The sequence below is a fragment of the Paenibacillus terricola genome (assembly GCF_014779765.1).
Lineage (GTDB): Bacteria > Bacillota > Bacilli > Paenibacillales > Paenibacillaceae > Paenibacillus_T > Paenibacillus_T terricola.
Map to the genome: position 1 here is coordinate 512,157 of NZ_JACXZA010000001.1, position 13,079 is coordinate 525,235.

Sequence of the window (13,079 nt, forward strand, 5' to 3'; positions counted from 1 at the left end):
CGACCGCTAACCAGTAAGGAGTCCTTCTTCGGATTCATAGGAGGAAGGGCTCTTTTCTCTGCTGGAAAAATAGTTGCCAAGCTTTTCTAGCTTCCGTTACGCTTAATAGAATAAAGAACAGCTTATGCGATGAGGTGACGGAATGAGCAACACGCACCGGATTCAATGGTTCGATCAGCAAATAAGAGAAGCCCGCTATCCGAACAGCAACCATCTGGCGGAGCGGTTTGAAATATCGAAGCGACAGGCGCAGCGCGATATTGAATATATGGTTGCTTCGTTACGCGCACCGCTGGTGTATGATGCGAAGCGCCGCGGATATGGTTACGATGATTCGGCTTATGTGCTGCCGCATCTATTCATGTCCGAGGACGAGAAGCGAGTGCTGCGGTATCTCGTCCATCGGTACAGCCAATACGACTACGATAACGCGGAAACGGCGCATCGCGTGGCGCGATTGCTTGACCGATTTACCGATGATACGGAATCGGAGCTGTATGATCGTCTGCCGATGTTCAATGCTGATCCGCGATTGATGCAACTGGTGCTGCTGCTCACTGAGGCGATCAAGCATTGGAAAGCCGTTCAAATCGTTTATGAAGGTGAGCAGCTCACGATTCACCCAACTCGTCTGCTAACCCGCTATAACGATGATTACGTAGCGGCTTCTTGTGATAACGGACAGGAGCAGTGTCAATTCCGATTGTTATCGATTGCACATGCTGCGATTGTTGAACAGACGGCAACGTTAGCGGCGACAGGTAATCCAGCTGCCTTTCAAGATGAGAGCGGGGCGCCCGCACGGAAGCCATACACGGCGAAGGTGCGTCTAACGCAGCCGCTTGAGCACGGCGGAACTTGGAACGGGTTTGCAGCGACATGCATAGGCGATGATTCGCTGCTGTATGGGGTTGATTTTTACGATACGAATACGTTTCTGCGGCACTTGATGATGTCCGACTGGGAAGAACTGCTCGGGCCGAAGTGGCTGCGGGAGAAGCTGCGTCTCCACTGCTCGGATGTGCTGACGCGATTGGATAAGGAGCGGTAACGATGTCGAGCGTATACCTGGACAATATTCGCATGAAGCGGGAATCCCAATCGTTCACGGACAGCTTATATGCCATTCTAACGGCAGCGGATCTGTTCGAAGGACCGAAATATCGGCTATCGGGTTTATCAGGCATGGCTTTCAAATTCGCAGTGCATGAACGACTGCTGCCACTGTCGGTAACAGCGTACGGTCAATGGGGTCTCGAACACGCAGCTGCAATAGACAACCTTGGCTATTTATCCATATCTGACGGGGGCCGCACCCGCCATCTGACGTTCCGACGTTACCAACAAGAAGCCATTCGCTGGATTAAGCAGAGCCTTGATCGAGGAGTAGGCCTTATCTATTGGATTCCAGAGTTTGGCGTCATTCATGGCTACGATGATGAAGATGGCGTCTTCTTCATCCAGGATGGCTGGTCGCGCGAGGATCATATTGTGCTGTATGACAATCTGGGTCTGAATTTTACACCTTTCTGGAATGTGCAAATGATTGGGCAGAAAGTCGATGTGCCGCTGGAAGAGCAAGTGCTGGAATCCGTGCGGTCAGCCGTACATGATTGGCAGACGCCATTCAAACTGCTGCCAGACAAAGAGATTGCATCCGGTAAGCTTGCGTATGACTTCTTCATTCAAGCGCTGCGCAGCGGCATATACGACGAGAACGGAGGGAGGTACATACTCGATTCATATCGTTATGCCCGTCATGAAATTCGCGATTACTTGTCAGACGTAAAGGGTCTGTGGCCTGAGCTTGCAGAGGCTCACCTGTATTATGAGGAGCTTGGCCATCATATCGCGGAGCTGAGCTTTGATTATAGCGGCGGTATTCCAGAGATGATAGACAAGCTTACCGCAGCGGCACAGCTGGAAGATCAGGCGATTCAGCAGTTTAACAAGCTGTCGGCGCGTTATGCCGATCCGTCGCGGACGACTGTAACCAGATGGATCACTCATTCAGCAAGGTAGCGGATCGGAGGAGCAGGAGATCTATGACATCTCTTATGGTTAACACACTTCAAGGAATTCAGATGAAAGCCGAGTCGAGGCCTTATCTCGATGCGATGCATGCGGTACTGACACATGCAGGCTGGACAACGCTGTTCAAGCCGATGCTGGCAGGGATGACGGTGAACGGATTCCGCATGGCGGTCCATCGCAGACTGACGGCGGAGTCTGTGACCGCGTATAACTGGCATGCGGAGCATTTTCTCGCGGCGGATTTCATTGGGATATTGGTCAGCTCCAAGGCTGAATTCACCTTCAGACGAACGTTCCCGCTGTATCGCAAAGAGGCGCTAGCAGATATATGTGCTTCGATAGACCGTGGTGTCGCTGCTATCTGCTGGCATAATGGACAGTTCGTTGCGATTGTTGGTTATGAACAGGTCGATAATGGTTCGTGCTCTGGCAGGTTGTACTATGTGGACGGACGGTCTGACGAGGTTCAATCTTTCGACTATATGGATTTCGGAATCGGCGAAGATCGCGCGAACCCTTCTCCGCATTGGTACTATCAGATTTTTGAAGGATACATTCCGATGGATGAGGCGGCTGTGATGAAAGAGTCGTTCCTGCAGGCGATCTTCAAATGGGAGATGCATGACGGCACGCTGCCCGTAACGGACTATGCATGTGGAGAAGCGGTGTACGATGCCATTGTTCATGCGCTCAGCAGCGGTGATTATGATCGAGTGGGGGCAAGTGAGACTTTCAAGTGCATGGCGGCTGCGAAGCAGGATCTTGCCGTGTACATGGCCGAAGCAGAACGCCGCTGGCCTGCGGCAGGCGAGGCTGCTAAGCATTATGTACGTGTCGCTGAGCTGTTCGGGTCTGTTGCAGCTGTTGGTGTTGATCAAGTGGATGAGTTATGCGGGTTTTTCCGAGAGGCCAAGCAAGCCGAGACGCAGGCGGTCGAAGCGCTTCGGCTGCTTGTTCGTGAGACATTAGATAACCGGTTCCATGATGTGGGGCTGCGATAATTGCGGTCGGGGGGTTAATGTGCCGGCCTCGGCTGTACCCTCCCCAATACCGTATCCATAATGCTGTACAGCAGTCCGGCTGCTCCGAATACCATATAAGCAGTGCTCATGTTGAGATGAAACTCACTGACGAAGGATTCATTGTACAACGTGTAGAAGAATCGCCACCCCGCGTATATCCCCAAACCACAGTAAAGCGCGTAGTGAAGAGGCCAGATGCGGCGAGCCCATCGATGCAGCACGGCTGTAATAATCAGGAATACTGCTGAGACGATAATGGATAAGAAGAAGGTGATGAACAAGAAAGTCACACCGATGTTGCGCAGTCCGTAATATTCCGTTGTCGTAATTTTGTTACCCTCCAGCAGCTCTAGCCCAAGGAAGGCTCCATTGAACAGGATGACAGATACAAACCATAGAATCAGATATCGCATGAGTGAACTACACTCCCATTGGTTGAAGTTATGCATCAGCATCTGCTTGTCCTTGTTCTTATCTTGTGTAAAATAACTACGATATCTCGCTAATTCTAGCTGCGAGCATGTCCCTCCACTGCCGATGCAGCTCCTCCGCTGAACATCGGAATGTCCGCTCGAATGATTGCGGATTCGCTATAATCGCATGCAGCGCCCCCGTGCCGTAGCGCTCCAGAATGAACTCTGCGAGCGTGCAGCTGAATTCGAACCCTCGTTTCGTTTCGAAATCCCATGAGTGATCTTCAAAGTCAGCGAAGGTTGGAAACTGCCCGCGCTGTACCGGATCAGTGATCATCGCATTAATATAACTACGCGTCATCAGTTCGGCTGCATATCCGCCAACCCCTTGATAGAGCCACTTCGGCGCTGCGGGGTTGCGATCTTGCACCAGCCACATCGTAAACAGGTGAACCGTCGATTTCAGAATCGATTCGTAGGTATGCGCCGGTCCAGGATGCAGCGGGGAAGCAATCTTAATCGTGTTGCTTTCGATTGTGCCCATGAACCAATCAGGTGCATCGTGCTCGCCAACTGCCTCGTGAAACGTTGGGAGGTCCGGATAGATCTCGATCGAGATTCTCGTAGACGGTTCATGGCGGACAAGCGTGCATACCCGAGTAATGTGTGCGTTCAAATGATCCACAATATCTCGGCGGATCTTAGCATCGGAATGTGTACTGCTCTTGCTGCTCAGGCCGCCTGCATGGCGAAGGATGATATGTTCAATAAACGTCAGAACGTCGCTATTTGTTTCACCGGCCTCGCGAAGCACCGTTCTCATTGTGTCTAATGCTCGGTACAGCCGATTTTTCACCGCGCTTAATTTCTTGCCGACGATCTCCGATACCTCAAGCAATGTACAGCCTACATCATAATGAAGCGCAATGATTTCGCGGTCGATGTCGTTCAGACTTGCAAGTGCTTGCGAGATATCGACTCGAATCTCAACATTCTTCGTAAACTCTGCTGCTATAAACCGGCTGTCCAGCCGATCCAATGGTACAGCCGATTCCTTGATTCGATGTTTACGCCGATATTCGTTCTTCAATGTATTGTTCGCGATGCGCATAAGCCATGTCAGGGGACTGGATTCGCCTCGAAATGATTCATAATGCTCGAATGCCCGGATGAAGGTGACCTGGGTTAAGTCCTCAGCCGTCTGACTGTCGACACGGAGCGAAAGGTATCTTCGAATCCGATCATAATAAGGCGCGATAGCTGTCTCGAAATTGTCGTGTTGCCCAGACATTGCGGGTTCCTCCTCCAGTTGTTGTATCCGATGATCTTTTTTCATAATAATAGAATAGACACAATTGGAGAAACAAGATAACCTGTACCAATACAGGAAGGGTTAGGATTCTACAATCTGAAGGCTATGGGGAAAATAGACATTGAATTTGTCTGTGGAGTGAGAAGATTCGATGTTTAAATGGTTTCGCCTGTTTTACATGATGTGTAATTGATAATAATAGATTGATAGAGGGAGTCAGGCGGAGTCGTCGGGGAGGTATGAATTTGAATAGTGTGGCTGCAGTTCATGTGGGTCGGGGTATTGGGAAGATGGGGAGCCTTATCAATTTTCGAGACATCGGCGGTTTGCCGGTAACGGATGGACGCGTGATGAAGACAGGGATCGTGTATCGTTCGAATGAACCGCATAAGCTGAGTTTGAAAGATCTCGACAAGTTTAATGGGCTGAACCTGAAGTTAATCTGCGATCTTCGTACGCCTAACGAGAGAAAGTCGAGACTTCCGCGTTTCGTTGAAAGCGGGAAGACGATGACGGTGAATGTGCCGTTCTATCAGAATGATGAGGATTTCACGAGGTTCCAGATCTATAGGCAAATCATGAGTAATATCCGGACGGTTGACTTTTATCAGATCATGAAGGACTTCTATAGGAAGGTGTTATTCGAAAGTACGGATCAGATCCGGAATGTTCTAACGCTGCTCGCGGAGCAGGAAGCTGCGCCAACCCTCATTCATTGCGCAAGCGGCAAGGATCGGACAGGGATGATCGTTGCTATTGTGCAGTTGATTGCCGGTGTGCCTCGTAAAGAGGTCGTATCCGATTATTTGCTCTCGAATCCTCTGAACAAGAGTGAGACCGAGAGAGCCATCAGACTGTTAAGGCTTCTAAGCGGTTTCCGTATATCAAGGGAACGGCTGCTGCCACTGTTAGAAGTACGGAGCGAATATTTGGAGGAAGTATTGGACGAATTGCTCGCACAATACGGATCGATCGAAGGGTACCTCATACAGGCTTGCGGAGTGGATGAGCAGACGATTCTGGTGCTGCGAGAAAAGTTTATCTAGATGTACGAATAAAGCTTCCATGGAGAGAAATGATTCTCTTAGTGGAAGCTTATTTGTTGTGATCATCGTTTTGTAATAGAAACTATAGTGGAATAATCGTTTGACCGATATTACAATATGTGTAATTGAACAAGAGTATTTGAAATAGCTAGAGCTGCGAAGATCTGTCTTTGCTCGATCCAGCATATAAAGAAAGGATGAACCTTGTTGTCTATTTCTGTGGTGAAGGGTCAAAAGGCTGACATTACGAAGGGCAATCCTAATCTATCTAATCTCAAGGTTACGATAGGCTGGGCATCGTCCGCGAATATTGAACTTGATTGCTCCGCATTCCTGCTTGCGCCTGGAGGCAAAGTGACCGGAGACAGCGATTTGATCTTCTACGGCAATCCCTCTAACACCTTTATCTCTTACTCAGAGGTAGGGGCGACGGAGAGGCAGCTCATGATTGGTCTTGATAAAATCAACCCGCAAGTGGATAAAATCGCGTTCACCCTTACGATATACGAAGGCGAGCAGCGCCGCCAGAACTTCAGCCAAGTGAATGGCGCATACATTCTATTCGCGAATGCTGCGACAGGTCAAGGGCTGCTGCGCTATGAGCTTGGCAATTCATTCTCTGTCGAGACAGCCATTGTCGTTGGTGAGCTATACCGTTATAACGGTGAATGGAAGTTTAACTCGATTGGAGCGGGTTATTCAGGAGGTTTGAGCGCATTGTGTGCTTCCTATGGCATCGAGACGCAGGAGAAAGCACCTGCAGCACCGCCAGTGAATGCGCAGCCTGTGACGCCATCTCCAGTGCCAGTCTCGCCGCCGGTTGTGCCGTCACAGCCGATTCAGTTGAACTTGACCAAGATCGAGCTCAAGAAGAAAGGCGATAAAATCAATCTTCAGAAAAGATCCGGCGGTCTCGGTGAAATTCTGATCAACCTGAACTGGAACCAACAGCCGAAGAAGTCGAGCAGCTGGGGCGGAGGAAGTCAAGGCGTCGATCTTGATCTTGCGTGTCTCTATGAGCTTAAGAATGGCCAGAAAGGGCTAATTCAGGCGCTTGGCAACTCATTCGGTTCCTTCGATCGCGCTCCGTATATCGTATTGGATGGCGATGATCGGACAGGTTCGGTCAAGACGGGCGAGAACATTCGAATTAACGGCGCGAAAGTGGAGGAATTCCAACGAATTCTCGTGTTTACCTTTATTTATGAAGGTGTATCCCAGTGGTCGGAAGCAGATGGCGTCGTAACGCTGAAGCAGAATGGCGGACCGGATATTATCGTAAGATTGGATGAGTACGATAACAATCTGCCCATGTGCGCAATCGCGATGATCGAGAACCAAGGCAATGAGACGTTCAGTATTGAACGGATTGTGCGCCACTTCCGTGGGCATCGCGATTTGGACGAAGCATTCGGATGGCGGCTCAATTGGGTGCGAGCATCCAAATAAACCCCGTCGTCTCGTATTCCTACCGATTAGGAGGGGAGAAGCGATGATTCCTTTTTCATTCGAAATAGTGAATGATTCAACGATCAACATTGAATATGTGTTCGGCAGCGAGAAGTTCGTTCTGAATCTGTTCCTCCGTCAAGGTGTGTGGACCATCCATCCCTTCGACGGTATGTTGTTAGGCAATCGCGATCTGTGCCGAAGCGTTATCGCTGATCTGCTTCGCAACAAAGACTTTCAGATTATGTTGGCTAAGCAGGGAATCGCTCTGTCGAGCCTTCGTACAACAATCGATCTGGATCAATCCTCTCCAGAATACGAAGTTAGATCGAGACGGGAACCAGAACCAGAGGTGGACCCGGAGCCTGGATCAATCGACGATATACGAGAGTTCATTGAATACAATACGATTGACGATATTATCGATCTCGAGCTGACGCAGTTGGACAGGAAGATTGCGTTTTATGGAGAGATTTTGAAGTATATCTTTATGCAAAACCTCGGCCCCGGTGATCCCGAGTTTGATAAAATCCAGAGTCTGCAGCGGACGTTCAAGGAGACAAGGGAGCGGATCGCGGGGCATAAGGATTTTGATCTGGGCGGGGATCGGAAGAGGTTTTAGCGGGCGAACTAATAAAATAGAGTGAAGACGAACAAAACAAAACCGGCAGCTGAAGTAGCTGCCGGAATTTTATTTATATTTGGATCGTTTATCCTTGCACTTTTAACCTACATCAATTCCAACAACAAGAGAAAGTAAAAACCCACCCAAAGGTAGCGCCCAAGGTGGGTTCTTCTGCTTATAATACCCAGAAGGGAAAACCCATCCGAGCCAATTGTTAGGCCGAGTGTTACCGCACTCGGCTTCTTTACATGTATGATAACACAATTGGAAAAAGAAGTGAACCTCTACCAATATGAGAAAGAGAAGAATTGCTGCTAGGTTTCAGACTGCATTATAAATTAGTGTGAAAGGGGGATGTAGACCGCAGTGCTATAAATTCCTCACCCCTCCAACCCCCGAAACTCCCTAGGCGACATCCCAACCAGCTTCTTGAACACTCTACCGAAATGGGAAAAGTTCTCGAACCCGCATTGCTCCGAGATATGCGTGATACTCCAATCCGTTGTACGCAGCAGATGCTCGGCCTCTCTGATGCGAGTGATATTGATGTACTGGCTGAAGCCGAAGCCTGATACCTCTTTGAAGACGCGGCACAAATGCCCTTTGCTAATGAAAAATTTCTTTGCAATATTGTCGGGCACAGCCTTGCGCTTCATGATGTAGCGGGCGATATATAACAGCAGCTCGATCGATTTGTTGCGAATATGCAGGAGATGGCCCGGCGGACGATCATTCAACTCGCCTAATAATGAACCAAGCAGCGTTTCAACATGTAATTGTTCATGAATATTGAGCCTAATAATCGGATGAGACGCGGCAAAAGAACCAAGCAGCAGCGCTGTATCTTCCGGTGCCAGTCCGTCAAAAAACGGAAGGTCGTAGTGAAGGACGGCGCGTTCGTGGTTGGGTTCGCTCAGCTCGGATGTTCGATGGACCACATTGGAGTCGACAAGAATGATGTCGCACGGCTACGGTGGAGGTTGGATTTAATGCGCAAATTCATTTGCAACGAAGAGGAAGTTAAAGAGCTGATTGACCGCGTCGTTCGCAGAACGATGAATATGGATTTTACATGGAATTGGTCCTGCGGCGTAGCTTTCTATGGCATTAGCAAGGCTTGGGAGGTAACCAAGAATCAAGATTATATCGATTTCCTAGTCAAGTGGGTGGATGAATATCTGGAGCTTGGACTCCCGCCAATGATGGTTAATGCTTGCGCGATGGGCCATACGATGTTGACGTTGCATGAAGCGACAGGTGATGCGAAGTATCTCGATCTTGCTCTTATGAAAGCGGAATATCTCCGCAAGGAAGCGATCCGATTCGGGGAAGGCGTATTCCAGCATACCGTATCTTCGAAGAACGATTTCCCTGAACAAGCGTGGGCGGATACGTTGTTCATGGCGGCGTACTTCCTGCTTCGCCTCGGATTTAAGCTGGACAATAAGGAATACATTGAAGATGCGCTGAACCAGTTCTACTGGCATGAAGAGTACTTGCAGGATACGAATCTGTTCTATCATGCTTGGGACAATGTGAGAGGCGATCATTTGTCCGGCATCTATTGGGGCAGAGCCAATGCGTGGGCTGCTTATACGATGGCACAGGCCTATAAAATGCTAAATCCGTTCATGCCAATGTGGATGCAGCTCGGCGGGGCGGTGGGCGATCAGTTGAGTTCGCTCGTCCGGTTGCAATCGCCGAATGGCTTATGGCGTACCGTCCTGAACGATGAAACTTCTTATGAAGAAACCTCAGCATCCGCAGGCATCGCAGCCGCGATGACGATTTATGCGCATCCGCTTCATCAGAACTATATGGCGAAGGCATATGAAGGTATCCTTGCCAACATCGATGAAGACGGCTCGGTTCGGAATGTATCCGCAGGCACAGCGGTGATGCATAACGCGGATGATTACAAAGTCATCTCCAAGAAGAGATGCCAAGGCTGGGACAAGGTCTGACCTTGGCTTATCTGGCAGCTCTGCTTCAGAATAGAGAACTCGTTAGCGCAATTTAGTTGGAATGACACATGGGAGCCCTTGCTCTCATGTGTTTTATTTTTAGTAACCAGATTACCATTAACAAGTCATCAAATTGTATAGGACAACGATGCGATTCGGTATACGTTCTTGTAGTGAAAGCGGTAACAGTGCCCCATAACACTCGCCGCGCGCACAGGAGAGGAGGGAGCAGTACTTTCGGACAAGCGGGGGATTCATCGTCGAGACACAACACCTATGATCGGCATACGGCAAGTATGAACGAGAAGAAGGGAGTTAATTGTGTGAGAAAATTAGGAATTGCCGCATTGGGCGTCGTGCTGGCGGTAGCGGTTATCGTGCCGCCAAGCGGTTCGCTGCCAATTGCCAGCGCGGATACGGTGAAGGTGACAAGTACGTTCGAGGACGGAACGCTGCAGGGCTGGGGCCCGCGCATTGGCACGGAGAGCGTCACGCTAGCTGGAACAGCTGGCGCGCATTCAGGTACGGAAGGGATGCTTGTTGCGAATCGGACCGCAACGTATCAAGGGGCAAGCAAGGATGTGTTGTCTCAGTTCGCGCTTGGGACGAGCTATACGGTGCGCGGATGGGTGAAGCTGACGTCCGGCTCGGCAAACACGAATGTGACGCTGTCGATGCAGAAGACGGTTGGAACGACGACGTCTTATGAGAACCTCGCCACCGTTTCTGCGAATGCGAGTGGATGGGTGAAGCTGGAGGCTACCTATCGGCTGAGCAGCGCGGCGGATGCGCTGTCGGTTTATTTGGAATCCGAAGGAGCGACGGTGTCGTTCTATGTGGACGATTTCGAGATTATCGAGAAGAGCGCGACTCCGATCGAAGCGACTATTACGCCGCTGAAGACGGCATTCGCTTCCTATTTCCCAATCGGAACGGCTTTCTCGAATGATGAATTGTACGGCGAGAGCGCGAACCTGATGAAGAAGCATTTTGCCAGCGTAACGCCAGGCAACGTGCTGAAGTGGGATGCGACAGAGCCGACGGAAGGCAATTTCAACTTCACGGGCTCGGATGCTGCCGTTCAATTCGCCGTCGATAATGGCATGAAGGTACGCGGTCATACGCTCGTCTGGCACAGCCAGACCCCGAACTGGGTGTTCTACGATAGCAATAACCAGCTCGTAACGAAGGAAGTCCTGTACGCGCGGATGAAGGCCCATATCGATGCCGTTGTCGGACGATACAAGGGCAAAATCTATGCATGGGATGTCGCCAACGAAGTCATTGATGAATCGCAATCCGACGGTATGCGAAGAAGTCCATGGTATCAGATCGCAGGCGAGGAGTATCTCGAGAAGGCATTCATCTATGCGCATGCAGCGGATCCGAACGCGAAGTTGTTCATTAACGATTACAACACGCATATTCCGGCAAAAGCGCAGTTCTTGCACGATCTCGTTCAGCGGCTGAAGGCCAAAGGGGTTCCGATCGACGGCATCGGGGAGCAGACACACATCAACCTGGACTACCCGTCGCTCAGTCAGATTGAGGATTCCATCGTGAAATTCTCGGATCTTGGCGTCACGCAAGAGATTACGGAGCTGGATATGAGCATCTACGGAAACAGCAGTCAGAGCTATACGTCGCTGTCGACCGCTCAAGCGACGCAGCAGGCAACTCGATATGCGGCGCTGTTTGAGATATTCAAACGGCATAAAGACCAGATCACGAACGTCACTTTCTGGGGCCAAGACGATGCGCACAGCTGGCTTCGCACCTTCCCGGTTACGCGACTGGACTGGCCGTTGTTGTTCGATGACAATCTTCAATCGAAGCCTGCTTATTGGTCGCTCGTCAATGCGTTGACGCTACCGGCGGCGCCATCGAACGTTGCTGCAACGGCAGGTAATGCGCAAGCTGCGCTGGCATGGACAGCATCGACGGGAGCAACTTCGTATACGATCAAACGTGCAACGACGAGTGGTGGTCCTTATACGAATGTGGCGACGGGAGTAACAGCGACGAGCTACACGAATACAGGTCTGACGAATGGCACGACCTACTATTATGTCATCTCGGCTGTGAACGCGAACGGCGAAGGTGCAAATTCCACGCAAGTGAGCGTAACGCCGGCAGGTTCGACGGTTACGCTACCGGCGGCGCCTACGAACGTAACCGCGACTGCAGGTAATGCACAAGCTTCATTGATATGGACGGCTTCGTCGGGTGCAACATCGTATAACGTCAAACGTGCAACGACAAGCGGCGGCGCCTACACGACCGTTGCAACCGGCGTAACCTCGACGAGCTACACGAATACGGGGCTGACGAACGGCACGACGTATTATTACGTAGTCAGCGCAGTAAATAGTGCGGGCGAGAGCGCGAACTCCTCCCAAGTGAGCGCAACACCTACGAGCGGCATAACGGTGCCGGCGGCGCCTACGAGTGTGTCGGCAGTGGCAGGCAATGCGCAAGCAACGCTCACATGGACAGCATCGTCAGGTGCGACATCGTATAACGTCAAACGTGCAACGACGAGCGGCGGCACGTATACGACGGTTGCGACGGGTGTTACGACGACGAGCTATACGAATACGGGGCTGACGAATGGCACGACGTATTATTATGTGATTAGCGCGGTGAACAGTGCGGGCGAAAGCGCGAACTCCTCCCAAGCGAGCGTTACGCCTACGGCTGGCAGCACCGGAACGTCGAGTCTTGTGCTTCAATACCGCGCAGGGAATACGAACACAACCGACAACGCGATCCAGCCATTTTTCAATATTAAAAATACAGGCACCACCCCAATCAACCTCAGCGATCTGAAAATCCGTTACTACTTCACGAAGGAAGGCACAGCGGATATGACGTCGTGGGTCGACTATGCGATGATTGGCGGCAGCAATGTAAACCGCACGTTCGGTACGCTATCGGCGACGAATGCTGACACATATGTGGAGCTGAGCTTCTCATCGGCGGCGGGCACACTGCAGCCAGGTGCTCAGACGGGCGAAATCCAGCTGCGCATGCATAAGTCGGATTGGTCGAACTTCAACGAAGCGAACGATTACTCGTTCGACTCGACGAAGACGGCGTACACGGATTGGAACAAGGCTACGCTGTACCAGAATGGCGTTAAAGTGTGGGGCATTGAACCGTCTTAACCAGCTGATAATCCTCGTATAACAAAAAGAAGCCGTCAAGCAATCGG

At 50.7% G+C, this 13,079-nt stretch carries 11 protein-coding genes and 1 pseudogene; 9 read left to right on the plus strand and 3 right to left on the minus strand.

Features of this window, described 5'->3' with window-relative positions; translation table 11 throughout:
- The first annotated feature begins 142 nt into the window (after positions 1-142).
- The 3 genes from H8B09_RS02290 to H8B09_RS02300 are packed head-to-tail and all read left to right on the plus strand — an operon-like array spanning position 143 to position 3,035.
- Positions 143-1,051 (plus strand): helix-turn-helix transcriptional regulator, encoded by a 909-nt coding sequence (locus tag H8B09_RS02290; protein WP_191201855.1) that lies wholly within the window; start codon positions 143-145, stop codon positions 1,049-1,051.
- Between the two features lie 2 nt (positions 1,052-1,053).
- Positions 1,054-2,022: a cysteine peptidase family C39 domain-containing protein gene (locus tag H8B09_RS02295; RefSeq protein ID WP_191201856.1), complete on the plus strand. Its 969-nt coding sequence runs from the start codon at positions 1,054-1,056 to the stop codon at positions 2,020-2,022.
- A 23-nt stretch (positions 2,023-2,045) separates the two neighbouring features.
- Positions 2,046-3,035, plus strand: coding sequence for a hypothetical protein (locus tag H8B09_RS02300; protein WP_191201857.1), 990 nt, complete (start codon positions 2,046-2,048; stop codon positions 3,033-3,035).
- Between the two features lie 14 nt (positions 3,036-3,049).
- Here the strand turns inward: H8B09_RS02300 and H8B09_RS02305 are convergent, their stop codons facing one another.
- Both H8B09_RS02305 and H8B09_RS02310 read right to left on the minus strand, forming a co-directional pair.
- A complete protein-coding gene (locus H8B09_RS02305; protein WP_191201858.1) occupies positions 3,050-3,469 on the minus strand; it encodes a hypothetical protein in 420 nt (139 codons plus the stop codon).
- Between the two features lie 76 nt (positions 3,470-3,545).
- Positions 3,546-4,760 carry an RNA polymerase sigma factor gene (locus H8B09_RS02310; RefSeq protein WP_191201859.1) on the minus strand — a complete coding sequence of 405 codons (1,215 nt, stop codon included), beginning with the start codon at positions 4,758-4,760 and terminating at the stop codon, positions 3,546-3,548.
- A gap of 275 nt (positions 4,761-5,035) precedes the next feature.
- Between H8B09_RS02310 and H8B09_RS02315 the strand changes: the two genes are divergently transcribed.
- The 4 genes from H8B09_RS02315 (at position 5,036) to H8B09_RS31170 (ending at position 8,036) form a co-directional block, all read left to right on the plus strand.
- Positions 5,036-5,827 carry a tyrosine-protein phosphatase gene (locus H8B09_RS02315; RefSeq protein ID WP_318152548.1) on the plus strand — a complete coding sequence of 264 codons (792 nt, stop codon included), beginning with the start codon at positions 5,036-5,038 and terminating at the stop codon, positions 5,825-5,827.
- 207 nt (positions 5,828-6,034) lie between these two features.
- Positions 6,035-7,276, plus strand: coding sequence for a TerD family protein (locus tag H8B09_RS02320; protein ID WP_191201861.1), 1,242 nt, complete (start codon positions 6,035-6,037; stop codon positions 7,274-7,276).
- A 43-nt stretch (positions 7,277-7,319) separates the two neighbouring features.
- Entirely contained in the window at positions 7,320-7,898 is a 579-nt protein-coding gene (locus tag H8B09_RS02325; protein ID WP_191201862.1) for a hypothetical protein, read from the plus strand.
- 21 nt (positions 7,899-7,919) lie between these two features.
- Complete coding sequence (locus H8B09_RS31170; RefSeq protein ID WP_397376036.1) at positions 7,920-8,036, plus strand: putative holin-like toxin; 117 nt, start codon at positions 7,920-7,922, stop codon at positions 8,034-8,036.
- Between the two features lie 245 nt (positions 8,037-8,281).
- Here H8B09_RS31170 and H8B09_RS30975 read toward each other — a convergent pair whose 3' ends face one another.
- Entirely contained in the window at positions 8,282-8,839 is a 558-nt protein-coding gene (locus tag H8B09_RS30975; protein ID WP_318152518.1) for a helix-turn-helix transcriptional regulator, read from the minus strand.
- Positions 8,840-8,890: 51 nt separating this feature from the next.
- Here H8B09_RS30975 and H8B09_RS02335 point away from each other — a divergent pair.
- Positions 8,891-9,921: pseudogene (locus H8B09_RS02335) on the plus strand (glycoside hydrolase family 88/105 protein).
- A 267-nt stretch (positions 9,922-10,188) separates the two neighbouring features.
- Positions 10,189-13,032 carry an endo-1,4-beta-xylanase gene (locus H8B09_RS02340; protein ID WP_191201863.1) on the plus strand — a complete coding sequence of 948 codons (2,844 nt, stop codon included), beginning with the start codon at positions 10,189-10,191 and terminating at the stop codon, positions 13,030-13,032.
- Positions 13,033-13,079: the final 47 nt, after the last annotated feature.